Here is a 26,465-nt window from a genome sequence, read left to right as displayed (position 1 = left end):
ATTTCCGTGAACGCGCAGTCTCACAATCCGATGTCGTCATCACTCGGTTCTCGGTGTGCCTGCCTTATCGCCAACCATCTGCCCCGAGCCCTCTCGAAGCGCCCCGAACCGACGACTCCCGATTTCCCCGGCTGTTCCCTTCTCATTTTCTTCCGATTTTTCGATTGGAGTTTCCCATGACCACACCACGCATCGTCGTGGTCGGTGGCGGCGCGGGTGGACTCGAGCTGGCAACCCGTCTGGGTCGCAAACTCGGCAAGTCCCAGCGTGCCGACATCGTCCTCGTAGACCGCAACCCCACTCACATCTGGAAGCCGCTGCTGCACGAGATCGCCACCGGCACCCTCGACTCCGGGCTCGACGAGGTCTCCTACCAGGGCCACTCCAAGAGTCACGGCTACCGGTTCCAGCGGGGTACGCTGAGTGCCATCGATCGCGACAACCGCACCCTGACGCTGGAGCCGATCCACGATCAGGACGGCGCCGTGGTGCTACCGGCTCGTGAGCTCGAGTACGACTACCTGGTGCTATCCGTCGGCAGCGTCTCCAACGATTTCGGTACGCCAGGTGTTGCCAGGCACTGCCACTTCATCGATAGCCCGCAGCAGGCGGAGAGCTTTCGCCGCAACATGCTCAACACCTTCCTGCGCTACAGCGATCCGGAGCGCCGGACACACCCCAAGCTGACCGTCGGCCTGGTCGGCGCGGGCGCCACTGGCGTCGAGCTGGCCGCCGAACTCTTCGGTGCCTCCCGAATGCTGCACAGCTACGGGTTCACGGCGCTGGACAGCGGCAAACTCGAGGTCCATCTGATCGAGGCGGCACCGCGCATCCTGCCGGCCCTGCCCGAGCGGATCAGCCGCGCGGTACACGGCGAGTTGGAGCGACTCGGGGTCAAGATCCATGTCGACACTCGGGTCACCGAAGCCAACGCCAACGGTTTCATCACCGCCGACGGCGAGCCGCTGGAGACGGACCTCAGCGTCTGGGCGGCCGGCATTCGCGCGCCGGAATTCCTGTCGCAACTGGGGCTCGCCACCGAGCGCAACCACCAGATCAAGGTCCACGAAACCTTGCAGAGCCTTGACGACGAGCGCATCTTCGCCTTCGGCGACTGTGCGTCCTGCCCTCAGCCCGACGACAAGCGAGTGCCGCCCAGGGCCCAAGCCGCCCACCAGCAGGCGACCCACTGCTACCACAACCTGCGTGCAGCCATGGACGGCAAACCGCTCAAGCCGTTCGTCTACCGCGATCGAGGCTCACTGATTTCGCTGGCGCACTTCGAGGCGGTCGGCAGCCTCATGCGTGGCGCATCGGCGCGCAGCCTGTTCATCGAAGGGCGGCTGGCCAAGTTGTTCTACGCTTCTCTCTATCGTATGCACCAGATGGCGATTCATGGCATTTTCAAGACAGCGATGACCGTCATTGTCGACGGTCTCAACCGCTATATCCGGCCGAAAATGAAACTGCACTGAAGCATCGACCCCGAAACTTCAACGGAGAGACAACATGGATCGTTTCTACAATGCCCCCGGCGATGTCGTCGACGAGATTTTGAGAGCGGCGGCTGTAACCGCTCCACTGCGTGTCGCCGAACCGGAGAGCGGTCTGCGAATCCTGATCCGCCGCGACTGGGACAAAGCGGATCAGGGCCGACACCAGGTCGCGATATTGTCCGGCGGTGGGGCCGGTCACGAGCCAGCACATGCCGGTTATATCGGCGAGGGCATGTTGACCGGAGCGATCTCCGGCAGCCTGTTCGCCTCGCCCAGCGTCGAGGCGGTACTCGCTGCCATTCGCGAAGTCTGCGGCGAGGCCGGCTGCCTGCTGGTGGTCAAGAACTATACCGGTGATCGCCTCAACTTCGGCCTCGCCGCCGAGCGTGCCCGAGGCGAGGGACTGGACGTTGCCATGGTCATCGTCGCCGACGATGTCGCCATCGAAAATGCCCCGCAACCGAGAGGCATCGCCGGCACCGTGCTGGTGCACAAGCTGAGCGGTCATCTGGCGAGCCGGGAACTGCCGCTGAACGCCATCCTCGAGCGCGCCGAAGCCCTGTGCCAGCGAATGGGGTCGCTGGGCATGGCGCTCAGCGCCGCGGCCCAGCCGGGCCAGGCAGCCGCCGAGCGCTCGCCGGAACTGGGCCTGGGTATTCACAACGAGACCGGCACGCGGGAGGTCAATCCAAAGAATGCCGACGAGGCGATGCGACTGGTGCTCGAGCCGTTGCGCGACGCCCTGTCCGACCGCAAGCTCTCCGGGCCCTGGATCGCGATGCTCAACGACCTTGGCAGCTGTTCCACCCAGGAGATGGGGGTGCTGACCGCCAGCCTGCTGCGCCAACTGGGCGTCAATCAGATAGCCCATCTGATCGGCCCGGCGCCGCTGATGACCTCGCTGGACATGCACGGCTTCTCGCTCACGCTGCTGCCGGCCGACGACGATGTCGTCGAGGCGCTGTCGGCCCCGACGACGGCGCCGGCCTGGCCCGGTTTGCACGTCGCCCAGGCTCCCGCCCACTTTTCTCCGGATACCCGACAGGATCATGAGGCACTGGCCGACGATGCCCCGCAGGATCCCGGCACTTCCGCCCTTCTCGAGCGGGTCATCGAGACCCTGCGCCAATCGCGCCAGGAGCTCGACGCCCTCGACGCAAAAAGTGGCGACGGTGACGCCGGCGCCAGCATGGAGAGCGGCGCCGAGTCGATCGCCAGGGCGCTGTCGGCCAACCGACTCAACACCGAAGCCCTGCCATTGATGTTCGCCGGTATCGGCCAGCTCCTTTCGCGGGAAATGGGTGGCTCCAGCGGCGTACTGCTATCGATCCTGTTTACCGCAGCCGCTGCCTCGCTGGATCGACGTGGCAAACTCGACGAGGCGCTCGCCGCCGGCGTCGAGAAGGTGCAGGCCTACGGCGGCGCCAAGCCCGGCGACCGTACCATGCTCGACGCCCTGATCCCTGCCATTGAGTCACTGCAGCGGGGTGAATCGCTGGCCCAAGCAGCGCAGGCCGCTCGCGATGGTGCCCAGGCCACTGCCCAACTCGTCCGCGCCAACGCCGGTCGGTCCGCCTACGTGCCAGAGAGCGCGCTCAAGGGCGTCGTCGACCCCGGCGCCGAGGCGGTGGCAAGAGTGTTCGAGGCATTGGCGACGATGGGATAACAGCGTCACGCCGCCCGTGCTTTGCCCACGCGACTCATTTCAATATGGCAAGACTACCACTGCCGGGCAATCGACCACCCGGGTGCTCGTCTCTGCCCTGGTCAATCCCACAAAGCCGGCGGCCACCAGTCCGGCAATAGTGCCTGGGCCTCGCGCCGGCTAAAACGATCGTCGAGCAGGTGGATCACGCCCTCGTCCTGCGGCGAGCGAATCACGCGTCCGGCAGCTTGCACCACTTTCTGCATGCCCGGAAAAAAATAGGCGTAATCGTAGCCATGACCGTAGAGCGCCTGCAGCCTGGCGCGCATCTGCTCATTGACGGGGTTGACCTGGGGCAATCCCAGCGTCGCGACGAAGGCGCCGATCAGGCGATCGCCGGGGAGATCGATGCCTTCGCCGAAGATCCCGCCCAGTACGGCAAAGCCTACCCCCTCCCCGCTCGCTTCGAACCGGGCCAGGAATGCCTCCCGGGCGGCATCATCCATGCGTGAGGCCTGTCGCCATGACGGCACGTCGGGATGGCGTTCGGCCAGACGATCGGCAACCCGTTCGAGGTAGGCGAAGCTCGAGAAAAACGCCAGATAGTTGCCGCGACGTGCCCGGAACTGGGCGGCGATCCGGTCCGCCAGCGGCGTGAGCGAGGCATCGCGGTCGACGTAACGCGTCGACAGCGATGCGGCGACGTGCACCGCCAGTTGCGAGTCGTGGAACGGTGAATCCAGCGATAGCCAGGGCGCGTCCGGTGCCACGCCGAGCAGATCGCGATAGTAGGCTTCCGGGGTCAGCGTGGCGGAAAACAGAGTGCCGCCATGCGCCGCGGCGAATCGCGGCGCCAGGAACGGCGCCGGCACCACGTTGCGCAACGTCACCTGCGCCCCGGCGCGGCGCTGGCGTCCGCGGGGCGCCTGGCGGGTCACGTCACAGATCGAATGTTCGCCGAAGACATCGGCGACGCGGCAGAAGTGCTGGGCGTCGAAGGCGAATCGCTGCAATTCGCCGTCGAGCGCGATCGGCTGCTCGCTCTGATACTCGACCACCTGCGAAACCGCTTGCTGCAGCGCCCCGATCAGCTTGCCGGGCAGCGTCTCGATGACCCGATAGTCCGATTTGCTCTCGTCCGCCAGCGCCTGCCAGATAGCGGCCAGCCGCGAGAACGGCCGCTTGAGCGGCGCCGGCAACGTCGGCTTCAGGCGCCGGAAAGCACCGTGGTCCAGCGTCGCGCTGTACATGCCGCGCCCGCGTTCCACCAGATTGTGAGCCTCGTCGACCAGCACTCCGACCCGCCACTGCTGCTGCTGGCTCAAGGCATAGAGCATGGCGTGAAAATCGAACCAGTAGTTGACGTCGCCGACGACGATATCGGCCCAGCGCGCCATCTCCTGGCCGAGGTAATAGGGGCAGATGTCGTGGGCAAGCGCGGTATCCCGCAGGCCGGCACGATCGAGCCAGCCGCGTTCGACCGCCGCCGCGCGGGCCGCGGGCAGGCGATCGTAAAAACCGGCGGCCAGCGGGCAGGAGTCGCCGTGACAGGCCTTGTAGGGGTGCTCACAGCTGTTGTCGCGGGCCGTCAGCGTCAGCACCCGCAGGGGCAGCGCCCCGGTCCCGTCGGGCACGGGGACACGCGACTCGCCACGGTGGCAACGGCCACCTGCGCCCAGCGTCTGCAACGCCTCGAGGGCGAGTCGCTGCCCGGTATTGCGCGCCGTCAGGAAGAGGACCTTGTCCAGCGGCTCGCCAGGCATCGCCTTGAGCAGCGGAAACAGCGTCCCCAGCGTCTTGCCGATACCGGTGGGCGCCTGCAGCATCAGCCAGCGCCCGGTGTGGATGGCCTTGTAGACGGATTCGGCCAACGGACGCTGGCCTTCGCGGAAACCGGCATGGGGAAAGCGGAGCGACTTCAGGGCGTTGTCCCGGCGGCGGCGATGGGCCAGCTCCTGCTGCGCCCAGGCCAGAAATGCCTGACAGTGCGCCTCGAATTCGGCACGCAGAGCCCCGGCGGAGCATTGCTCGGCCAGGGGCGTTTCGCGCTGGCTGACGATATCGAAATAGACCAGCGTTACCGTGAGTTGGTCCAGCCCGCGTTCGGCGCACAGCAGATGTCCATAGACCTTGGCCTGTGCCCAGTGCAGCGCCCGCTGATTGGCCGGCTGACGGGCGAGGTCTCCGCGATGTGTCTTGATCTCTTCCAGCCGGTTGGCGTCGGGATCGTAACCATCGGCACGCCCGCGCACTTCGAGATGGTGATAGCTGCCGCTCAAGGCAATCTCGCGCTCGTAACGTTCGCCGCGGCGCGCCGCGACGAGCTGATGGCCGGCGATCCCCTCCTGCGCCGAGGGCGACGGCGTGAAGCGCAGATCGAGATCGCCACGCTTGGCCGCGAACTCGCACAGCGCCCGGACGGCGATCCGGTAGCTCAAGAATCGCTCCCGGTCACGGCCGTGTCGGGACCGGGGAGGCCTGCCACCTCGACATCGCCCTCGGAGGCCCAACTGACGTAGCAGACACTGACCGCCATGTCGTGTCGGGCGCAGAAATCCAGCCAGCGCTTCTGGTTGTCCTGCAGGCGATCACCGGGGCCCTTCACTTCGATCATGCGATAACGCGTCGCCTGCGAGGGATCAGCGTTTTCCGGCCAGAACTGGATCAGATCCGGCATCCCGGCACGGTTGGCACGGACGTCGCCGAGAAGCCGCTCGAACCAGAGCCGCAGGTGGCGCGCCGGGATACACTGCAGGGCCAGCTCCAGCAGGTGCTCGTCGAGCGCTTCCCAGAACACAAAGGGTGACTGGATCCCCCACTTCTCGCGATAGCGTCGACGGATGATCGCGCCGTAGTCGCCCGTCTCGAGCGCTGCCAGACAGCTGTCGAACCGGTCGCGCCGGCGCACCTGGAAGTCCGCCTCGAACAGATCCACCGGCCCCGAGTGGAACGGATGAAAGAAGGCGCCGGGCAGTGGCGCGAAGATCGCTTCCCAGCAGAGCAGCCCGAACAAACCATTGACGAGCGCGTTCTCGACGTAGCAGACCGGCGCCTCGTCACGGCAGAGATGCCGGGCCACCGCCCGCTCGACGCTGGTGGCGCGGGGCAGCACCAGGTCCAGGCGCGGCGGCTGCATTGCCTCCGGCCGACGCCCCGGCGCCAGGCCGAGCTTGCGACGAAGCCGGGGCAGCACCCGTTCCAGCGCCTGGCGTTCCGCCGCGTTGACGGGATCGGCTGCCGCCCGCTCGGCCAGTGCCAGCGCATCGCTGAATGCCTGCTGCGCCTCCAGCACCCGGATCCGGCGGAGCCGCGCCTCCGGTGCCGAGCAGTCTTGATAGAGCGCCAGGGCCTGATCGAGCTCGCCCTGGCGTTCGAGACGGTAGGCCAGCTTGTAGATCAACCGCCCCCGGCGACGCTCCAGCCAGTCATTGGCAAACGGCAGGCGTGGAACATCGGCCAGCAGCGACTCCATCGCTTCATCGGCCTCGAAACGCTCCCGGCAGCGGTGCAGGTGTTGATAGGCCTCCAGTTCCTGGCGCCGGGAGAACGCTCGCGAGGTTGCCTCCAGCTCGATGGTCTCGAAACGGTAGACGCCGAGCTCCGCCAGCACGAACTCCGACCACTGCTGACGCAGATTGCCGAAGAACATCAGCCGGAAACGCTCGCACATCGCATCGACGCTCAACCGGTAGTGACGATCCTCAAGTCCCGGCGCCCACTCGGCCAGGGGGCGGGGCTCGGGAGACTCTGCCTGCAGCGCCGCCAGCCATACCCCCTTGCCGGCGCCCCGGGAGAGACCGCATGTCGCCAGCCAGCCGCCCAGCTGCGCACCGATCTCCGGCCGGGTCGTCAGCGCGAACAGCGCCTCCAGCGACAGCGGCGCGCCCTCCTCGATCCAGCCGGCCGCGATCAGCGGCTCGGCCGCCGCCCGTGTATCGCCAATCTCCGCATAGTCGAGGCGGCTGGCCCGAAAATCGACACCCCGGCGCATGATCATCCTGACCAGCAGCGCCTGGGAGGGCTGGGGCAGACGTTGGAAATCAGCGATGAAAGCGGCCTCGTCGACGCTCAACACATCGGCGTAACGCGACGTCAGCCAGTCAAGCACGCGGCGGAAATTGGCGAGATAGTAGAGCGGGTCTTCGAGCGTCGACAGCGCCATGGCTTCCCCAGCGTAGACTCAAAACACTGGGTAAGTATACAGACCCAAGAGAGGCGTTCGAAGCGTTGTCGTGGCTATTCGCCCAGTTCCGTCTTGAGCTCCTGCCATAGACGACGGTAGGCGTGGGTGGCGCGACTACGTGGCGCCAGGTCCGCCAGCGGGCGGCACTCCAGGCTCATGCGCTCGACGTCGCTGGCGTAGGGAATCCAGGTCTGCATCGGCGCCCCGATGGCAGCCGGCGGCGCCTCGAGCCATTCGCGGTGTAGCGTCCGCCGCCGGTCGACCAGGTTGAAGAACGGCGTCAGCCGCTGGCGCTGGCGTTTCTTGAGGTCAAGATGTTCAAGCATGCGCGAGAAGGCCTGGACCGATAGCGGGCTGGGGATGGTCGGCACCAGAATGCGATCGGCGGCACGGATCAACTGGTCGGCCAGTGTGGAGAGCCCAGGCGGACAGTCCAGGATCATCAGCGCGTACTCCTCGCTGAACGGTGCGATCAGCCGCTTCAGGTGCTTGTCGCCATCGGCCTTGTCGCCGAGAATACGGTCGAGTTCGCGCAGTCGCATGTCTGCTGGCAGCAGATCGAAACGCTCCCAGGGCGTGTGCTGGACCTGCTCGCCCAGTGGCGACTTGCCCGCCAACAGCTTGCCGACCTTGCGACTCATACCGTCTTCCCCACCGAGAATCCAGGTGGAGGCACCCTGCGCATCGAGATCCCACAGCAGAACCGGCAGGCCATCGCGATTGGCCTCTCGGGCCATATTGACGGCGGCCGAACTCTTGCCGACGCCGCCTTTGAGGTTGTGCAGGGCCACCACTTTCATGATCGAGACATTTCCACTGAGTCGTCGGATAGTGTCTCGGATTCTACGGCGTGGGGGGCTCCGCCAAGATGACGTTTCGGTGACAATATGATGACAACACCTGACGCTCGATCCAGCGCCGTTTGCCGGCCGCGCTGAGTCGCTTGATCGCGGCCTCGAGTCGGAGCGCGTCGCCGTGACTGCCGACCGCCTGGACGTGTCGCAAGGTCAGCGGCCCCTTGCCGCGCAGCGCCCGCGCGCCCTTGCCGCTGGCGTGCTGGGCGAAACGCCGCTCGATATCGGTGGTGATGCCGGTGTAGAGCGCACCGTTCGCGGTCTCGATAAGATAGAGATACCACCATCGTGATTGCGCTTTGGTAGCCGGGTCGACTGGCTTCGACACTCGGGGTCAGCTCCCGGCCAGTGCCGCACGCATCCTGCCGATCACGCCGTCGTAGCGATGGGCATCGTCGAGGCTGCGGGCCTTGAAGATCGCCGAGCCGGCAACGAAGGTATCCGCGCCCGCTTTGGCGATGTCGGCGATATTGTCCGGGCCGACCCCCCCGTCGACCTCCAGCCGGATCGACAATCCACTGGCGTCGATACGTCGGCGCGCTTCCCGTAGCTTGTCCAGCGCGGCGGGAATGAAGGACTGGCCGCCGAAGCCGGGGTTGACGCTCATGATGAGGATCATGTCGACCTTGTCCATCACGTAGTCCAGGTAGGAGAGCGGCGTCGCGGGATTGAACACCAGTCCCGCCTTGCAGCCGTGGCTACGGATGAGCTGCAGCGAACGGTCGATATGCTCGGAAGCCTCGGGATGGAATGTCACGTAGCTGGCGCCAGCATCGATGAAATCGCCGATCAGCCGATCCACCGGCTTGACCATCAGGTGGCAGTCGATGGGCGCGGTCACGCCGTGCTTGCGCAACGCCTCGCAAACCATCGGCCCCATCGTCAGGTTGGGCACGTAATGGTTGTCCATCACATCGAAATGAATGATGTCGGCTCCCGATGCGAGCACGTCTTCGACCTCCTGCCCCAGGCAGGCGAAGTTGGCAGAGAGAATCGAGGGAGCAATCTTGAAATCGCGCATGAACGGGGGTCCTTGTGCTGGCTGGCTTCTGGCGCTCATTCTAGCGTACGCACCGCCACCTTTGGCGTGTCTGGGGACGATCTCTTTCACAGCCAGGCCCAAGCATGGCGTCCAGCTCGTCACCCAGAATGATCTGGTGCGGAAACCAAATGGCCGAGGACGACATTCGTGACGAATAATTCCTATACTGCACACGGGGTTAATCATCCCGCCAAACAGGCTTCATGATTCAGCTCAGCCACGACAACAATCGGATTTCGAGGGTAACCGCATGCCGAGACTCACCCCTGCCAAGCACACTCCTCGCCGGATCGCCGGACTCTGTGCCTTCTGTCTGACATTCGCGTACTCGGTGTCCTCGATGGGTCAGTCCGCCATTCTGGAAGGCGAACGTTTTCATCCCCAGGTCGGCGAGCACGGCATGGTCGCCACCAGCCATTACCTCGCCTCGCAGATCGCCCACGACGTTCTCGAAGACGGTGGCAACGCGGTCGATGCCGCCGTCACCGCCGGTTTCGCGCTGGCAGTGACCCAACCCCGATCGGGCAATATCGGTGGCGGCGGCTTCATGCTGATCTCCGACGAAAAAAGCGACAAGGTCATCGCCATCGACTACCGCGAGAAGGCGCCCGCCGCGGCTTACGAGACCATGTTCCAGAACGAACAGGGCGAGGCGGTCTCCGAACTCTCGCGCTATACCCACAACGCCTCCGGCGTGCCCGGTACCGTGGCCGGCCTGGCGCTGGCGCTGGACCAGTACGGCACGATGACGCTGGCCGAGGCGCTGGCGCCCGCGATCAAGCTGGCGGACGAGGGGTTCATCATCCCGCCGCGCTTCGCGGAAGGACTCGAGCAGTCCCAGGATCGGCTAAAACAGTGGGATTCGACGCGCAAGGTGTTCTACAAGCCGGACGGCTCGCTCTATCGTGCCGGCGAGCGGTTTCGCCAGCCCGACCTGGCCGCGACGCTCGAGCGCATCGCCGAGAACGGACCGCGCGAATTCTACGAGGGCAAGACCGCCAGCCTGATCGCGGCCGAGATGAAAGACCACGGTGGCATGATGACGGCGATGGACCTGGCCAACTACCAGCCGACGATTCGCGAGCCGGTCCACGGCAACTACCGTGGCTACGATGTCTATGCGATGAGCCCGCCCTCTTCCGGTGGCGCGCACATCGTGCAGATGCTCAACATTCTCGAGGGCTATGATATCCACACCATGGGCTTCAACTCGGCGCGGACGATCCACGTCATGAGCGAGGCGATGAAACGCGCCTACGCCGATCGCGCCGAATACCTGGGTGACACCGATTTCGTCGATGTGCCCCTCGAAGGCATCACGTCCAAGGCCTACGCCGAGGAGCTGCGCGGCCAGATCGACCTCGACCGGGCCACGCCCAGCAGCGAGATCGCCGCTGGCGACCCGCTGCCGTACGAATCCAACGAGACCACCCATTTCTCGATCGCCGACGACAGCGGCCTGGCAGTTTCCAACACCTACACCATCAACTTCAGCTACGGCTCGGGCATCGTCGTCGACGGCGCCGGTTTCCTGCTCAACAACGAGATGGACGACTTCTCCGCCAAGCCCGGCACCCCCAACGCCTACGGCCTGATCGGCGGCGAAGCCAACAAGATCGAGCCCGAGAAGCGCATGCTCTCCTCGATGACGCCGACCATCGTCAAGAAGGACGGCAGGAACTTCCTGGTGACCGGCAGCCCAGGCGGCTCACGCATCATTACCACCACGCTGCAGGTGGTGATGAACGTGATCGACCACGGCATGAACATTCAGAGCGCGGTCAGTGCGCCCCGAATCCACGACCAGTGGTTGCCGGACGAGATCCGCATCGAGGACGGTATCAGCCCGGATACCATCGCCCTGCTCGAAGCCATGGGCCACAAGATCAGCCAGCAGGAGGCGATGGGCGCGGCGCAGTCGATCCTGATCGAGGACGACGGCACCTTCACCGGCGGTGCCGACCCGCGACGCTCGACCTCTTCGGCGATGGGCATTTGAGCCATGAGAGATGCCAGGCCTCGGATCGGCTCCGTGCAGCATCGCGCGGACGACGCCGGGCGGTGGCCATGCTGACCGCACCCGTTCGGCACATCCTCTGCCTGCTGGCGATCGCCGGCATGCCACTCGGCGCCGTCGCCCAATTGACGGGCGGCGAGCGCATCACGCTCGCCGCCAGCGAACCCGAGCGCGTGATCGAGGCTCGGCTAAGCGGCGACCAGACCGCCGAGTACCGCGTCGCCGCGCAGCAGGGTCAGATCCTGTCCGTGGATCTGAACGCCTCCCGCGACAGCGTCTACTTCAATATCAAGTCGGCCGACGGCGGCGAGTTCCTGTTTGCGGGGATGATGGCGGGCAACGTGGCGGATGTCGCCCTGCCAGCATCCGGCGACTATCTCGTTCAGGTGTTTCTGGCCCGCGCGGCCGCACGGCGTGACGAACAGGCGAGCTATACGCTGACCATCGCTGTCGGCGAACCGCGCGATGCCCCGACGGCCGATGCAAACAGGGGCAGCGCCGCGCCGGCAAAAGCCAACCGGCCCGATGAGATGGACGGGCCGAGATACTGGCAGGTCGAGCTGGACGACGCGACGACCAGGCTCAACGTGCGGTCGGGTCCTGGCCAGCAGTACGCCATTGCCGGCCAGCTGGCCAATGGCGAAACGCTCGAGAATCTTGGCTGCCGCCTGAGCGACGCCGACCGCTGGTGCCACGTTCGCGCCGCGGACTCGGGGCTCCGCGGCTGGGTCGCCGGGCGATTCCTGGTCGAGGGAAGCCAGCCGCCGGCATCGAGCCCCTCGAAAGGCAAAACCGAACTTCAAGGCCTGAACAGCAGCGACCACGACTTCGATGCCACGGGTACGGTCGACTGCGTACTGGAACCGGGCCAACCCGCACAGCTCTGCCCTTTCGGCGTGATTCGCGACGGGCCCGGCAATGCGGGCATTTGGATCGCCATGCCTCCAATGCCTCCAGGCCAGGATTCGAAAGACTCGCTGCATATCCTGTTCGAGACCGGCATGGTGACCGCAATCAATAATGGCGGTAATGGCAGCGCGGATTACATCGCCAGAAAAATCGGCGATCACTACCAGATCGATACGGGCATGCGCCAATTCGTGATTCCCGAGGCCGTCGTCTACGGCCAGAAGGCCAAAGCCAATGACGACACGGTTGACGAAGATGCGGTTGATGGCGACTCGATTGATGACAGTGCCGGAGATGACCAGGCCGCCAATGATACTCGAGGCGGCGACTAGCCGCTTCGGCAGGCGTCCCAGATGCCCATCGTCCTGATCGCCATTGCCGAGTGGTTCGGTACCGCGCTGTGGTTCACGCCCAACGCCGTGATCGGCGACCTCCAGACCACATGGGATCTCGCGCCGGCCGACCTGGGCTGGCTGACCGGAGCGGTTCAGATCGGCTTTCTGGCCGGTACGCTCGGAATCGGCCTGAGCGGACTCGCCGATCGCGCCCCCGCCAGCCGCCTGTTCGCGCTGTCGTGCCTGATCGGCGCGCTCTCCAACGCGCTGTTGCCCTTCGCGGGCGGGCTATGGCCAGCCGTGGGGTTGCGCGTGATGACAGGGCTGTCGCTGGCTGGCATCTACCCCATCGGGATGAAACTGATGGTGGGTTGGGCACCAGGACGAGCCGGGCTCGGGCTGGCGTGGCTGGTCGGCATGCTGGTGCTGGGCACCGCGATGCCCCATCTGCTGGCCGGGATCGACTGGGGAGGCAACTGGCAGACGACGCTGTGGTTTGCCTCCCTGCTCGCGCTGCTGGCGGCGGCCATCGTCTGGCGCTTGGGCGACGCGCCTCCCCACGGACCCAATTCCCCACCCCCAAGATCACGCCTGGCCGGACTGGCCGCCTTCGACATCGCCGATTTTCGCCGCGCCGCCAGCGCCTACTTCGGGCACATGTGGGAGCTATACACGCTCTGGACGCTGATTCCGCTGCTGCTGGTGACGGCGAATCCCGAACTCTCCCCACGGGCGCTGTCGCTGTTGGTGTTCGCCCTGATCGCCGTCGGCGCCCCCGGTTGCTGGCTCGGCGGCTGGTTGAGCCAGCGCCTCGGGAGCCGTCGGGTCGCGACCCTGGGGCTGGCCGGCTCGGCGGTGGGCTGCGCGCTATACCCCTGGCTCGCGCCCCATCTCGGTTTCGTCGCGCTGGTGGCATACCTGGCGGCGTGGAGCCTGCTCGCGGTGATCGACTCCCCACAGTTTTCCGCCCTCTCCGCCAATGCCTGCCCCGCCGCCCTGGTCGGTAGCGCATTGACGCTCCAGAATGCCATCGGCTTCGCCATCTCCGCCGTCTCGATCGGCCTGCTGGTGCCGTGGCTTTCCGCGCTGGAAGCGACGATTGCGTGGTGGCTGCTACCCGGCCCGCTGCTGGGTCTGGTCGGCCTGAAGCGTCTGGCGAAGCCATCGGGCCAGGGACGACCACGGTGACCAGCGAATCGTCCGACTTGCGGTCGTGGGAGCTTATAGAGTTACCGCGCAAGGTTATATAAATTTGTTCTAAGTAAACGAATTGTCATTCCATTAGGATTTATCTAGCCTTGCCGGCATCGCTAATAATCCGTAGGGAACAGACTCATGCTCGGGCTTTCCAGACCTCGCTCGCTATTCGCCGCCTCCGCCTTCGGACTGACCCTCGCTCTAGGCGCCCTGTCGCCTGCGCAGGCCCAGGACGAACCGCGGGAGCTGCTCAACTCCTCCTATGACATCGCCCGCGAACTGTTCGCCGCGGTCAATCCGAAGTTCATCGACTGGTGGCAGGCGCAGCACGACGAGAGCGTCAGCGTGAAGCAGTCCCATGGCGGCTCCTCGACCCAGGCGCGCTCGATCATGCAGGGACTGCGCGCCGACGTGGTGACGTTCAACCAGGTCACCGATGTCAACGTGCTCGCCGACGCCGGGCTGGTCGCCGAGGATTGGCAGGATCGATACCCGAACAACGCTTCGCCCTACTACTCCACCACCGCGTTCCTGGTGCGCAAGGGCAACCCCAAGCAGATCGAGAACTGGGACGATCTGGCCCGCGATGACGTCTCGCTGGTGTTCCCCAACCCCAAGACCTCGGGCAACGGACGCTACACCTATCTGGCGGCCTGGGGTTACGCCGATCAGGCCTTCGATGGCGACGAGACGAAGATCGAGGACTACATGAAGACGTTCCTCGGCAACGTCGAAGTGTTCGACACCGGCGGCCGCGGCGCGACGACGACCTTCGTCGAGCGCGGGATCGGCGACGTCCTGATCACCTTCGAATCCGAGGTCAACAACATCCGCAACGAGTACGGCAAGGACGACTACGAGGTGGTGGTGCCGCCGGTCAGCATCCTGGCCGAGTTCCCGGTGGCGGTGGTCGACGAGTACGCCCAGCGCAACGGCAATGAAGACCTGGCCAAGGGCTATCTCGACTATCTCTACACCGAGGAAGCGCAACGCCTGCTGGCGGGCTTCAACTATCGCGTCAACGACGAGAAGGTCGCCGCCGAGTTCAGCGACCAGTTCCCGGAAACCGAACTGCTGCGCGTCGAAGACGTCTTCGGCAGCTGGCCGGAAGCGATGAAGACGCACTTCGCCAGCGGCGGTGAACTGGATCAACTACAGCGCCGATGATCGCCCAGGCCCTCTCGCGGAGCCGCGAACGCCGAGTGCTGCCAGGCTTCGGCCTCTCCCTCGGCATCTCGCTGACCTTCGTCTCGCTGGTCCTGCTGCTGCCCCTGACCAGTCTGGTGGGGCAGCTGTCGCAGTTGAGCTGGTCGCAGTACTGGTTTCTGATCACCGATCCCCGCCTGCTGGCGAGCTACGCCGTCACGCTATTCGGCGCCGGGGTCGCGGCGCTGTTCAACGCCGCGTTCGGCTTGCTGATGGCATGGGTGCTGGTGCGCTACGAATTCCCCGGTAAACGCCTGGTCGACGCGCTGATGGACCTGCCCTTTGCGCTGCCCACCGCTGTTGCCGGCATCACCCTGGCAACCCTCTACTCCAGTAACGGCTGGATCGGACGGTTGCTGGAACCGTTGGGAATCTCGGTCTCCTACACCTGGATCGGCATCGCCCTGGCGATGGCCTTTACCAGCATCCCCTTCGTGGTGCGCACCGTGCAGCCGGTACTGGAGGACCTGCCCGCCGAGGTGGACGAGGCCGCGATGACGCTCGGCGCCAGCGACGGCCACGCCTTTCGGCGCGTTATCCTGCCCTATCTGTGGCCGGCGCTGGTTACCGGCACCGGGCTCGCCTTCGTACGTTCACTGGGCGAATTCGGCGCGGTGATCTTCATTGCCGGCGGCAAGCCTTACGAGACCGAGATCACGTCGCTGATGGTCTTCGTCAAGCTGCAGGAGTACGACTACGCCGGGGCCTCGGCCGTGGCGTCGATCGTTCTCGCGACCTCGCTGGCGCTGCTGCTGGCGATCAACCTGTGGCAGGGCCGCTTCATCAAGCGGTTGCATGGAGGACGCGGCTGATGGTTCGCATCGGTGACGCACCGCGTGTCCGCCGCCTGCTGATCGGCACGGCGCTGGCACTGACGACGCTGTTCCTGCTGCTGCCACTGGTGGCGATCTTCGCCCAGGCACTGATGAGCGGCATCGACGTCTATTGGCAAAACCTCAGCAATGCCTACACCCTCTCCGCCATCGGCCTGACCCTGCTGGTGGCGGCGATCACGGTGCCGGTCAACCTGATCTTCGGGGTGTTCCTGGCCTGGCTGGTGACGCGTTTCGACTTTCCCGGCCGGCGCCTGCTGCAGACGCTGATCGATATTCCGTTCGCGGTCTCGCCGGTGGTCGCGGGCCTCGTCTACCTGCTGCTCTACGGCCGCAATGGCTGGCTCGGCGGCTGGCTCGACGCCCACGATATTCAGATCATGTTCGCCTGGCCCGGCATCGTGCTGGTGACGCTGTTCGTGACCTGTCCGTTCGTCGCGCGCGAACTGATTCCGCTGATGCAGGCGCAGGGCTCGCGCGAGGAAGAAGCCGCCGTCACCCTCGGCGCTTCCGGCTGGACGATCTTCCGTCGCGTCACGCTGCCGAACATCCGCCACGCCCTGCTCTACGGCGTGATCCTGACCAATGCCCGTGCCGTCGGCGAATTCGGCGCGGTATCGGTGGTCGCCGGGGCGATTCGTGGCCAGACCAACACCCTGCCGTTACAGGTCGAACAGCTCTACCAGGACTACAACACCGTCGGTGCCTTCACCAGTGCCTCGCTGCTGGCATTGCTGGCACTGCTGACGTTGGCCGCCAAGGCCGCACTCGAATGGCGCGCCACGCGCCGGGAGACCGCGACATGAGTATTCGCATCTCGCAGATCGACAAGCGCTATGGGCGCACCCGCGCCCTGGAGCCCATCGATCTCGATATCCACGATGGCGAGTTGATCGGGCTACTCGGCCCTTCCGGTTCCGGCAAGACCACGCTGCTGCGCATCGTCGCGGGCCTCGAACAGGCCGACGGCGGCTCGATCCACTTCGGCGACCGCGACGTGACCCGGGTGCACGTGCGCGACCGGCGCATCGGCTTCGTGTTCCAGCACTACGCGCTGTTTCGCCACATGAGCGTATTCGACAACGTCGCCTTCGGTCTCACCGCCATGCCGAGGGCCACGCGGCCGTCCAGCGGCGAGATCCGTTCGCGGGTCATGCAACTGCTGGAGATGGTCCGGCTGCAGGATTTCGCCCAGCGCTTCCCGGCTCAGCTCTCCGGCGGCCAGCAACAGCGCGTCTCGCTGGCCCGCGCCCTGGCCCTGAAGCCCGACGTGCTGCTGCTCGACGAGCCGTTCGGCGCACTGGACGCCAAGGTCCGCCAGGAGCTACGCCGGTGGCTGCGTCATCTCCATGAAGAACTCCACTTCACCAGCCTGTTCGTGACCCACGATCAGGAAGAGGCGCTGGAGCTGTCGGATCGGGTGGTGGTGATGAGCAACGGCCGGGTCGAGCAGATCGCCACGCCGGACACCCTCTATCGCCAACCCGCCAACCAGTTCGTGTTCGAGTTCCTGGGAGACGTCAACCGGCTCGAGGGCGATGTCGAAGACGAAGTCCTGACCTGCGGCGACGCACGCGTTGCGGTACCCGGCGTCGAGAATGGCCGCCAGGAGCTGTTGCTGCGACCTCACGAGACCCGGCTGGAAGAACAGCCCGATACCCGCGCGCATCTTCCGGTCAGCGTCACGGCCGTGGTCCCGGTCGGCGCGGAAGTCCGTCTCGAGCTGGAGGCTGACTGGCTCGGCGAACCTTGGCTGGCCACCATCGGTCACGCCGAGTTCGAGCGTCTGGACTTGAAACGAGGCAGGCGCCTTTTCGCAAAGCCCAGCCGCCTGCATCGCTTCGACACGCCACGACCGCAGACACTGGCACCGCTGGCGACCTCCTGAACCGGACCGCGCCGGCGAGCTGGGCGATGCGCCCATTGACGTTCCGGAAACGGACAAGCGGTGTCTATAATGAGCCTTGTCCGTTCCCATGATTCGAGAGGTTCACTGTTATGCGTCAATGGTTTGCACTCAAGTGCACGGCCACAATGCTGCTGCTCGGCCTGCTGACGGCGTGTGCGCAGAGTCCACAGATCCTGTCCGTGAGTCCCAAGGTGAGCGGCGACTTCCCGCACACCGGCAACGGGCAGTCGGTCGCCCTCGAAGTGGTCGATGGACGGGACAGCAGCGTCATCGGCACCCGTTCGGGAACGGCCTCGGCGACATCGACGATTACCGTCGAAGCCCACGACGTGATTCCCAAGATTCGCGCTCAGGCGGAGAACGCCCTGCGGAGCATGGGCTTCAATCCGACCAGCCAGAACGATGGCGGCCCCGCCCTGACCCTGACCCTGTCGGAGCTGAACTACGCGCGCGGCACGGCCGAGCAGCCGCTACTGGGCGCCTCGCAGCTGCAGGCGGTCATCCAGGCGGAAGTCGACAACGGCGGCAACACCTATACCGGCCGCTACACCGCCAAACGCTCACAGAGCTACGCACTCAAGCCGGACTGGGATACCAACAACCGCATGGTGAGTGAACTGTTGAGCAATGCCCTCGACCGGACGTTCCGCGACCAGCAGCTGGCCAACCTGCTGGCCCGCTGACCGCCGGGGAGCGCGCGTGCCATCATCGGCATGCCGCAACGACGAACCGCCTGTCACGGTGACGTGACAGGCGGTTCGTCGTTTGCCGGTGTCCCTCTCTGGACGGGGCCAGGCCTCGCCTGGCGGGCGGGACCGCGCCGGGTCAGTTGCCAGACGCTCTCGACCATGCCATCGGCGGCCGCGGTGACGTCGCACAGCACCAGCTCGAAATTCGGCGCCATCAGCGCCTCGACCTCGGCGTGGGTCACGCTGAACGGCGGGCCCAGGTCGGGGTCGTCGTGGGTCAGGGTAATCAGCAGGCCGCGCGTGCCGGGCAGCAACAGCTGAGCCAGATGGTGGGCGTAGCGTTGACGCGTGGCGGGCGGCAGCGCGATCAGTGCGGCACGGTCGTAGAAGCCCGCCAGTTCGGCAGCCTGCTCCACCTGGAAGTGAAAGAAATCGCCACACCACAGCTCGACACGCCCCAGGCGGGTGCACTCGAAGCCGGACTGGCGATAACGCAGCGCCGCCCGCCTCTTCTCCGCGACAAGCTGCTCCTCCGAGATGAACTGTTCGATGGCCAGTGGCGACAGCTCGATTCCCAGCACCGGGTTGCCGCGCTCGACCAGCCAGCGCATGTCGCGGCTCTTGCCGCAGAGAGGCACCAGAACCTTGGCGCCGGCACCCAACTCGAGCCGGTGCCAGAAAGTCTCCAGTGCCGGATGCGGCAACTCGCGGTGAAACCCGATGCGCCCCTGCCGCCAGCGCTGCAACCAGTCCGTCCCGCTCATGCCCGCTGCATCCGCAGGCTCAGAACCAGCGGTCGCGCTTGCGACGGCGGCGAGGCAGGTGCGGAACGATCAGCCCCAGAATCAGGCCCGCCCCAGCGACACCGCCGCCATACATGAAGTAGCGCATCAGCAGGTCCTCCTCCTGGGTGTCCAGACGCGCCTGCATCTCGCGCATCTTGCTTTCGGACTGGGAGTAGGCCTGGTTGAGCTGATTGTTGGTGGCCTGGAGCTCATCGACCTGAGCCTGGCGGTCCTTCAGTTCGTTGCGCATGTCGGCAACCCGCTGGTTCCACTCGTCGTCGATGCCATCGAGGCGCGTGGTCAGCTGGTCGACCTTCTTCTGCAGCGCCGGCAGCTGCTGCTGGGCGCTGGGCTGGTCCTGGATGAACTGGGACTGCACCCACACTTCGTCGCCATCCGGGCCACGGACCTGGGTGTAGTCGCCCTGGGTCTGCAGCACCGTGACCGGATCGCCACTGGTGAGCGTTCCCACGATGCGATAGCCGTCGGTCGGCCCGCTGCGCACGAACGTGGTCAGGGAGTCGCTGACCCAGTGGCCATCCTGCGCCAGGGCGGAAGCGGAGAACAGAGCTGCGCTCAAGGCACATCCCATGACTAGATTTCGAATTTTCAACATATCGTCGTGATCTTAAGTGGCTAATCGATAACGGTTGGGCATCTCGTATTCACGCAACGATGAATCGGGCGACGATGAGACCGCGCCTCGCCTCCTGCGAGAGCGATGAACCAATCATCCACACCTTTTGTGGATAACCATTTGGACAACTTGCGTAACAGTGACGCCATTCACCGGCTGCCTAGGCATTCGCGACAAACTGGTGAAAAACTGACCAACCCGTGGCGTTTCCAGCTGTCGTCTCAGCCGTCATCCCTGGGCGGCCAGGCCATGGGCCGCGGGAACTCGGTGACGTTGCCTTCGGCCTTGACCGCCTTGGCCGCGCCGCCTCGCTCCACCTCGTCGATACGCACGATCGCACTGTAGGGGATATAGCTGCGATTGACGCCATCGAAGGTCCGGCGCAGTTTCTCGGCGCCGGGGTCGACGACCACTTTGGTCTGGTCCTCGAACACGAAGGACTCGATCTCGATGAAGCCCCACAGATCGCTTTGGAAGATCTCCCTGGCGTAGAGTTCCCACACCTCACCCTGATTGTGAAACACTACCCGATAGATCGGCTTACTGGGCATAGACTAACGGCTCTCTCGATAACATCTGCCAGGCTCACGGGCACTCGATCCCGGAACCATGGCGTCGCAAATAGGCGCAAGGGTACCACAGCCGCCACGCCATGCGAGCGACACGGGTTGGCTGTATCGCTCCATCGCCCGTATAATGCCGCGTTCTCGAGGAAGCACGGCCCGCCAGCGACTCCACGCCGGCAGCCGGTTCCGGCTATTTTTCTCATCCTCCACGGGGCATCGGTGACGCGCGCATGGCCGCAGCAACGCAACCTATGACGAAGAAGCTGTTCATCAAGACCCACGGCTGTCAGATGAACGAGTACGACTCCGCCCGCATCGCGGACCTGCTCGGCGAATCTCATCGTCTGGAACTCACCGACAAGGAGGGTGAGGCCGACGTCATCCTGCTCAACACGTGTTCGATTCGCGAAAAGGCGCAGGAAAAGGTGTTCCACCAGCTCGGGCGCTGGAAAAAGCTGAAGGCCGCAAATCCGGATCTGGTCATCGGGGTGGGTGGCTGCGTGGCCAGCCAGGAAGGCGAGAACATCCGCAAGCGCGCACCGCATGTCGACATGGTGTTCGGCCCGCAGACGCTGCACCGGCTGCCGACCATGCTCGACGCGCGCAGCAAGAGCGCGACGCCGATCCAGACGGTGGACGTCACCTTCCCCGAGATCGAGAAGTTCGACCATCTGCCCAAGCCGAAATCCGACGGCGCCACGGCGTTCGTCTCGATCATGGAAGGCTGCTCCAAGTACTGCACTTTCTGTGTCGTCCCCTATACCCGCGGCGAAGAGGTGTCCAGGCCCTTCGAGTCGGTGATGGAGGAGGTCGTGCATCTGGCCGACCAGGGCGTTCGCGAGATCAATCTGCTGGGCCAGAACGTCAACGCCTACCGCGGGCTCGACGCGGGCGGCGACGAGATCGACCTGGCGGAACTGATCGCCTGCGTGGCGGCGGTGGACGGCATCGACCGCATTCGCTTCACCACCTCGCACCCGGTCGAATTTTCCGACAGCCTGATCGAAGCCTACGGCGAGATCCCGGAACTGGTCAGCCATCTGCATCTGCCGGTCCAGTCGGGCTCGGACCGCATCCTGGCGGCCATGAAACGGGGACACGGGCGCGACATGTATATCGACAAGCTCGAGCGCATTCGCGCCCTGCGCCCGGACATCAGCTTCTCCTCGGACTTCATCATCGGCTTCCCCGGCGAGACCGACGCCGACTTCGAGGACACCATGGACCTGATCCACCGCATCGGCTTCGATGCGTCGTTCAGCTTCATCTATTCCAAGCGCCCCGGCACGCCCGCTTCCAGCCTGCCGGACGAGACATCGGTGGAGACCAAGAAGCAGCGGCTGGCGATCCTGCAGGACCGACTCAACCAGCAGACCCAGCAGATCAGCCGCCGCATGGTCGGCAACCGCGAGCGCATCCTGGTGACCGGCTTCTCGCCCAAGGACCCCGGGCAGCTGTCGGGCCGGACCGAGAACAACCGTGTCGTCAACTTCCGGGCCGAGGATCCGACATCGCTCATCGGCTACTTCGTCGATGTCACCATCACCGAAGCGCTTCCCAATTCGTTGCGCGGCGAGCTGGCCTCTCCCGAGCGCCATTGACGCGGCGCATGGAGAGGCGCGCCTGCTCCACCTCTCCGCCCCCGCGTCCAGCCACCGCACTCCCGCAGCCCGCCGTTCGCCCCCCACGCGAGCGATGCCGGCCGGAGTTGATCACGATCATTGCTCCGACCGGAAGCGGCGCAGTAAGCTGACGATACTTTTCCACTCCAACGGATCTCTTTGCGTTGACCCAAGACCAACAGTCCGACAACCGCGTCGTGTCCCTGACACTCGAACCCAACGACCCCATGCGCCTGGCCAATCTCTGTGGCCAGCGCGATGAACACCTGAAGCTCGTCGAGGCGCGCATGGGCGTGACCCTGCGCAATCGCGGCAACGTCTTCCAGCTCGCCGGTCCGGATGCCGGTGTCAAGGCGGCGGCGAACGTGCTCGAGCACCTCTATCGCGAGACCGAAGCCGACGAACTGACGCCGGACACCGTGCACCTCTACCTGCAGGAGTCGGGCGTCGAGGCAATGGAAGAAGAGACCGGCGATATCGAAGCCGGCGGCCTGCTGATTCGTACGCCACGGACACTGATCAAACCGCGTGGCTTCAACCAGCAGGGGTATGTCGCCAGCATACGCCGCCATGACATCAACTTCGGCGTCGGCCCCGCAGGTACCGGCAAGACCTATCTCGCGGTCGCGGCGGCAGTCGAAGCGCTGAACCGTCAGGAAGTCAGACGCATCCTGCTGGTGCGCCCGGCCGTCGAGGCCGGCGAGAAGCTCGGCTTCCTGCCCGGCGACCTGGCCCAGAAGATCGATCCCTACCTGCGTCCGCTCTACGATGCGCTTTACGAAATGCTGGGCTTCGAGCACGTCAACAAGCTGATCGAGCGCCAGATCATCGAGATCGCACCGTTGGCCTACATGCGCGGACGAACGCTCAACAACGCCTTCATCATCCTCGACGAGAGCCAGAACACGACCCGCGAGCAGATGAAGATGTTCCTGACCCGCATCGGCTTCGGCTCGACCGCCGTCATTACCGGCGATGCGACGCAGGTCGATCTGCCGCGGGGCTCGAGCTCGGGGCTGATCCATGTCCTCGAGGTGCTGCGCGACACCGCGGGTATCGGCATCACCCAGTTCGCTCCCAAGGACGTCGTCCGCCATCCGCTGGTGCAACGCATCATCGAGGCCTACGACATCCACGAGGCGACGGAGGAGGCGGCACAGCGCCAGCGCCGCGAGGATCGCCGCCAGGCACGTCTCGATGCCGAAACCCAGCGGGATCAAGACGACTCATGAGCCTCGAAATCGATCGCCAGGTCGCCGTCGGCGAACAGGCCGAAGCCGAACTGCCCGAGGCAGCCGACCTCGAACGCTGGATGACGGCGGTGCTCGAGAACGAGGCGGATCCGCGCAGCGAATTGACCATCCGTTTCGTCCAATGCGACGAGAGCCGGCAGCTCAATCGCGACTACCGGGGAAAGGACAGCCCGACCAACGTGCTCTCCTTCCCGTTCGAGGCGCCCCCCGGGCTCGAGCTGCCGCTGCTCGGCGATCTGGTCATCTGCCACGAGATCGTGGTGCGCGAAGCGCGGGAACAGGGCAAGTCGACCCACGACCACTACGCCCATCTGGTAATACATGGCGGCTTGCATTTGCTCGGCTATGACCATATAGATGACGAGGAAGCCGAGCGAATGGAGACGCTGGAACGTGCGTTGCTCGCCCGGTTCGGCATCGCGGACCCCTATCGCGACACCGATCCGACACCCGATGCCTAGACTTCGACTCACAACCCCGACACTCAGTGCCATGCCGACACCGACGAGATCTTCCTGCCATCACTGGGAACGATCAAGCGAGACCCCGGCCCCGACGGCCGAACAGCCCGACGAGCCTCCGCCTGGCCGCCTCCGGATCGCGGACGGCCCTCTCTGGATATCGATCATCGATTCGACACGCCCCGTCATCGGGCGCGTGGGTGCCACGGCGTCTTCATCACCCAGCTCGACGCCCCGGAGCGATATCACTTCCCCCTTCCGTGCGTCATCCGAGGACAAGAGACCACAGTCATGAGCGAAGACCGATCGAGTAGCCAGGGCAGTCGATCCTGGCTTGAAAAACTCATCAGTACCTTCTCTAGCGATTTCGATGAACCCAGCTCCCGCGAGGAGCTACTCACCTTCCTGCGCGAGGCCGGCCCCCGGTTGAACCTGGATCAGGACGCCCTGACCATCATCGAGGGCGCCTTCCAGATCAGCGACCAGCAGGTTCGCGAAGTCATGATCCCCCGCTCCCAAGTCACTGCGATCAGCGTGACCCAACGACCGGAGGATTGCCTGCCGATCATCCTGGAGACCGCCCATTCCCGCTATCCGGTGATCGACGACAACCTCGATGACGTCCTCGGCATCCTGCTGGTCAAGGACCTGCTGCCGCTGCTCAAGGGCAACAGCCAGGAACGCGAAGCCTTCGAGCTGCGCGATGTGCTGCGTCCGGCGATGTTCGTGCCCGAGTCCAAGCGACTCAACAGCCTGCTCAAGGAGTTCCGCGACACCCACAATCACATGGCGATCGTGGTCGACGAGTACGGCGGCACCGCCGGCATCGTCACCATCGAGGACATCCTCGAGCAGATCGTCGGCGATATCGAGGATGAGCACGATACCGACGAGGAAGAGGACATCCGCGATATGGGCGACGGCACCTACGCCGTACGCGCGTTGACGCCGATCGAGGACTTCAACGAACACTTCGATACCGCATTTTCCGATGACGAATTCGATACTGTCGGTGGCCTGATCATGCAGCGTTTCGGCCATCTACCCGGCCGCAACGAGCATACCGATCTCGGCGAGTGGCGATTCACGGTTCTCAACGCGGACAACCGCCGCATTCGTCTGCTGCAGGCCAAGCCCGTACCGGTCGAAATCGAGAGCGAATCCCCGCGCCGGATCGAGAGCTGAACGATCCCGCCTGAACGGGTCGCAACCACTTGGCGCATTTGACCGGCAACTTTGATATAAGGGGCACTTTTCGCTAGGAGAGCTCCCGACATGCCGCAAGCCAAGCCGTTGATTTCCGCCCGCCGCCCATGGCCTGGCTATCTCGCTGCGCTGGTCGCCGGCGGGTTCTCCACGCTCTCCTTCGCGCCCTTCCACCTGTGGTGGCTGGGGCCGGTGGCGGTGGCCCTAATGTATCTCGGCCAGCACCGCTTGAGCGTCGGCCAGGCAGCGCTCCGCGGCTGGCTGTTCGGGGTCGGGCTATTCGGTACCGGTACTTCCTGGGTCTACGTCTCGATCCACGACTACGGCTACACCGGCGTACCGCTGGCGCTGTTCCTGACAGCGCTGTTCGTCGGCACGCTGGCGCTGTTCCACGCCTTCGTCTTCGGTCTCTACCGCCGCTTCACCTCGTCCCGGCTCGCCTTTCTCAGCTTTGCCGGTATCTGGGTGCTGGGAGAGGCCTTCCGCAGCTGGGCCTTCACCGGCTTTCCCTGGCTGCTGCTGGGCAGTGCCCAGGTCGATTCCCCGCTGGCGCCATGGGCGCCTGTCGGCGGCGTCTATCTGCTGTCGTTGATCGTCGCCCTCACGGGAACGCTACTGGTCGAATTCTGCCGTCGGCGCTGGTGGGCGGCAGCCCCGGTCGCTCTGCTCTGGCTGGCGCCGCTGGTGCTGCCCAGCCACTGGACCACGCCGGCGGCGGACCCGCTGCGGGTCGCGCTGCTGCAGGGTAATCTCCCTCAGCTCTCCAAGTGGAGTCCCGAGGGACAGCGCAACGCCGTCAATACCTATAGCCGAATGACCCGCGAACAACCCGACGATGTCGACATCATCGTGTGGCCGGAGACCGCGCTGCCGATGTTCGAGCGCCAGGCCCGCCCGTTCATGGCCCGCCTGCAGTCGACGCTGCCGCCGGAGACCTCGCTGCTGACGGGTATCGTCCAGCGTGACGAAGCGGGGCGCTACTACAATGCGATTACCGGTGTCGGCGATGTCCGCGGCGAGTATCGCAAGAGCCATCTGGTGCCGTTCGGCGAATTCCTGCCGCTCGATTTCCTGCTGCGCGGGATCATCGATTTCTTCGACCTGCCGATGTCGGACTTCACCGCCGGGGCGGATTCTCAGCCGCCGATCCTGACCCACGGTGTCGCCATCGGCAGCGCCATCTGCTACGAGATCGTCTATCCCGATCTGGTCGCCGAGCGGGCGCGAGACGCCAACGTCCTGCTGACGGTTTCCAACGATACCTGGTTCGGCCGCTCGATCGGTCCGTTGCAGCACCTGCAGATGGCACGCCTGCGAGCGCTCGAGAACGGTCGCTACGTCGTCCGCGCCACCAGCAACGGCGTGACCGCGATCATCGACGATCAGGGCCGTCTGCGGGAGCGCGCGCCGCAGTTCGCGACCGCCAGCGTCGTCGGCGATATCGTTCCGATGACCGGGCTGACGCCGTTCACTCGCACCGGTAGCTGGCCGACCTGGCTACTCTCGTTGCTGCTGCTGGCTCCGGCGCTGGTCTGGAAGACGCGCCAGTCGTCCTGAAACGACCCATCGACGACGCCGCCACGCCGCCGGGATTCCTTCTCGAACCCGGTGGGTGGCGGC

Annotated in this window: 23 protein-coding genes; 15 read left to right on the top strand and 8 right to left on the bottom strand. The window is 65.1% G+C overall.

Annotated elements, in window-relative coordinates:
- The first annotated feature begins 176 nt into the window (after positions 1–176).
- Positions 177–1,475 carry an NAD(P)/FAD-dependent oxidoreductase gene (locus tag F0A16_RS11885; protein WP_149435623.1) on the top strand — a complete coding sequence of 433 codons (1,299 nt, stop codon included), beginning with the start codon at positions 177–179 and terminating at the stop codon, positions 1,473–1,475.
- Positions 1,476–1,509: 34 nt separating this feature from the next.
- Positions 1,510–3,162 carry a dihydroxyacetone kinase subunit DhaK gene (locus tag F0A16_RS11880; protein ID WP_149435622.1) on the top strand — a complete coding sequence of 551 codons (1,653 nt, stop codon included), beginning with the start codon at positions 1,510–1,512 and terminating at the stop codon, positions 3,160–3,162.
- Positions 3,163–3,263: 101 nt separating this feature from the next.
- Here the strand turns inward: F0A16_RS11880 and F0A16_RS11875 are convergent, their stop codons facing one another.
- From F0A16_RS11875 to rpe, 5 genes are all read right to left on the bottom strand, one after another.
- Positions 3,264–5,579: an ATP-dependent DNA helicase gene (locus F0A16_RS11875; RefSeq protein WP_149435621.1), complete on the bottom strand. Its 2,316-nt coding sequence runs from the start codon at positions 5,577–5,579 to the stop codon at positions 3,264–3,266.
- Positions 5,576–7,303: a VRR-NUC domain-containing protein gene (locus F0A16_RS11870; protein WP_149435620.1), complete on the bottom strand. Its 1,728-nt coding sequence runs from the start codon at positions 7,301–7,303 to the stop codon at positions 5,576–5,578. The genes F0A16_RS11875 and F0A16_RS11870 overlap by 4 nt, the downstream gene beginning before the upstream one ends.
- 74 nt (positions 7,304–7,377) lie before the next feature.
- Entirely contained in the window at positions 7,378–8,124 is a 747-nt protein-coding gene (locus F0A16_RS11865) for a ParA family protein (protein ID WP_149435619.1), read from the bottom strand.
- Between the two features lie 43 nt (positions 8,125–8,167).
- Positions 8,168–8,506, bottom strand: coding sequence for a GIY-YIG nuclease family protein (locus tag F0A16_RS11860; protein WP_149435618.1), 339 nt, complete (start codon positions 8,504–8,506; stop codon positions 8,168–8,170).
- Positions 8,507–8,512: 6 nt separating this feature from the next.
- Positions 8,513–9,199: a ribulose-phosphate 3-epimerase gene (gene rpe / locus F0A16_RS11855; protein WP_149435617.1), complete on the bottom strand. Its 687-nt coding sequence runs from the start codon at positions 9,197–9,199 to the stop codon at positions 8,513–8,515.
- Positions 9,200–9,470: 271 nt separating this feature from the next.
- Between rpe and ggt the strand changes: the two genes are divergently transcribed.
- The 8 genes from ggt (at position 9,471) to F0A16_RS11815 (ending at position 18,309) form a co-directional block, all read left to right on the top strand.
- Positions 9,471–11,219 carry a gamma-glutamyltransferase gene (gene ggt / locus F0A16_RS11850; protein WP_149435616.1) on the top strand — a complete coding sequence of 583 codons (1,749 nt, stop codon included), beginning with the start codon at positions 9,471–9,473 and terminating at the stop codon, positions 11,217–11,219.
- 68 nt (positions 11,220–11,287) lie between these two features.
- The gene (locus tag F0A16_RS11845) at positions 11,288–12,478 is read left to right on the top strand and encodes an SH3 domain-containing protein (protein ID WP_149435615.1); all 1,191 of its coding nucleotides are present in this window, start codon (positions 11,288–11,290) and stop codon (positions 12,476–12,478) included.
- 21 nt (positions 12,479–12,499) lie between these two features.
- Entirely contained in the window at positions 12,500–13,669 is a 1,170-nt protein-coding gene (locus F0A16_RS11840; RefSeq protein WP_149435614.1) for an MFS transporter, read from the top strand.
- 147 nt (positions 13,670–13,816) lie between these two features.
- Complete coding sequence (cysP, locus tag F0A16_RS11835; protein ID WP_149435613.1) at positions 13,817–14,845, top strand: thiosulfate ABC transporter substrate-binding protein CysP; 1,029 nt, start codon at positions 13,817–13,819, stop codon at positions 14,843–14,845.
- Positions 14,842–15,696, top strand: coding sequence for a sulfate/thiosulfate ABC transporter permease CysT (gene cysT / locus F0A16_RS11830; protein WP_149435612.1), 855 nt, complete (start codon positions 14,842–14,844; stop codon positions 15,694–15,696). Before cysP ends, cysT begins: the two co-directional genes overlap by 4 nt.
- Positions 15,696–16,523, top strand: coding sequence for a sulfate ABC transporter permease subunit CysW (gene cysW / locus F0A16_RS11825; protein ID WP_149435611.1), 828 nt, complete (start codon positions 15,696–15,698; stop codon positions 16,521–16,523). The genes cysT and cysW overlap by 1 nt, the downstream gene beginning before the upstream one ends.
- Positions 16,520–17,605 carry a sulfate/molybdate ABC transporter ATP-binding protein gene (locus F0A16_RS11820; RefSeq protein ID WP_149435610.1) on the top strand — a complete coding sequence of 362 codons (1,086 nt, stop codon included), beginning with the start codon at positions 16,520–16,522 and terminating at the stop codon, positions 17,603–17,605. The genes cysW and F0A16_RS11820 overlap by 4 nt, the downstream gene beginning before the upstream one ends.
- Positions 17,606–17,715: 110 nt before the next feature.
- Positions 17,716–18,309 carry a YajG family lipoprotein gene (locus F0A16_RS11815; RefSeq protein WP_149435609.1) on the top strand — a complete coding sequence of 198 codons (594 nt, stop codon included), beginning with the start codon at positions 17,716–17,718 and terminating at the stop codon, positions 18,307–18,309.
- A 53-nt stretch (positions 18,310–18,362) separates the two neighbouring features.
- Here the strand turns inward: F0A16_RS11815 and F0A16_RS11810 are convergent, their stop codons facing one another.
- The 3 genes from F0A16_RS11810 to F0A16_RS11800 all read right to left on the bottom strand — a co-directional run bounded on the left by F0A16_RS11810 (position 18,363) and on the right by F0A16_RS11800 (position 20,288).
- The gene (locus F0A16_RS11810; protein WP_149435608.1) at positions 18,363–19,079 is read right to left on the bottom strand and encodes a class I SAM-dependent methyltransferase; all 717 of its coding nucleotides are present in this window, start codon (positions 19,077–19,079) and stop codon (positions 18,363–18,365) included.
- Between the two features lie 19 nt (positions 19,080–19,098).
- Positions 19,099–19,716 (bottom strand): TIGR04211 family SH3 domain-containing protein, encoded by a 618-nt coding sequence (locus F0A16_RS11805; protein WP_149435607.1) that lies wholly within the window; start codon positions 19,714–19,716, stop codon positions 19,099–19,101.
- 242 nt (positions 19,717–19,958) lie between these two features.
- Positions 19,959–20,288 carry a DUF1820 family protein gene (locus tag F0A16_RS11800; RefSeq protein ID WP_149435606.1) on the bottom strand — a complete coding sequence of 110 codons (330 nt, stop codon included), beginning with the start codon at positions 20,286–20,288 and terminating at the stop codon, positions 19,959–19,961.
- 266 nt (positions 20,289–20,554) lie between these two features.
- Here F0A16_RS11800 and miaB point away from each other — a divergent pair, with 266 nt between their 5' ends.
- The 5 genes from miaB to lnt all read left to right on the top strand — a co-directional run bounded on the left by miaB (position 20,555) and on the right by lnt (position 26,402).
- Entirely contained in the window at positions 20,555–21,904 is a 1,350-nt protein-coding gene (gene miaB / locus F0A16_RS11795) for a tRNA (N6-isopentenyl adenosine(37)-C2)-methylthiotransferase MiaB (RefSeq protein ID WP_149435605.1), read from the top strand.
- Between the two features lie 248 nt (positions 21,905–22,152).
- Complete coding sequence (locus F0A16_RS11790; RefSeq protein WP_149435783.1) at positions 22,153–23,157, top strand: PhoH family protein; 1,005 nt, start codon at positions 22,153–22,155, stop codon at positions 23,155–23,157.
- Complete coding sequence (gene ybeY, locus F0A16_RS11785) at positions 23,154–23,639, top strand: rRNA maturation RNase YbeY (protein WP_149435604.1); 486 nt, start codon at positions 23,154–23,156, stop codon at positions 23,637–23,639. Before F0A16_RS11790 ends, ybeY begins: the two co-directional genes overlap by 4 nt.
- A 291-nt stretch (positions 23,640–23,930) precedes the next feature.
- Positions 23,931–24,824 carry an HlyC/CorC family transporter gene (locus F0A16_RS11780; protein ID WP_149435603.1) on the top strand — a complete coding sequence of 298 codons (894 nt, stop codon included), beginning with the start codon at positions 23,931–23,933 and terminating at the stop codon, positions 24,822–24,824.
- Between the two features lie 90 nt (positions 24,825–24,914).
- Positions 24,915–26,402 carry an apolipoprotein N-acyltransferase gene (gene lnt / locus F0A16_RS11775; protein WP_149435602.1) on the top strand — a complete coding sequence of 496 codons (1,488 nt, stop codon included), beginning with the start codon at positions 24,915–24,917 and terminating at the stop codon, positions 26,400–26,402.
- Positions 26,403–26,465: the final 63 nt, after the last annotated feature.

It is taken from the genome of Salinicola corii (assembly GCF_008298015.1).
Taxonomy (GTDB): Bacteria; Pseudomonadota; Gammaproteobacteria; order Pseudomonadales; family Halomonadaceae; genus Salinicola; species Salinicola corii.
The sequence above is the reverse complement of the archived record's forward strand: the minus strand, read 5'-3'. Positions and strand labels throughout refer to the sequence as shown.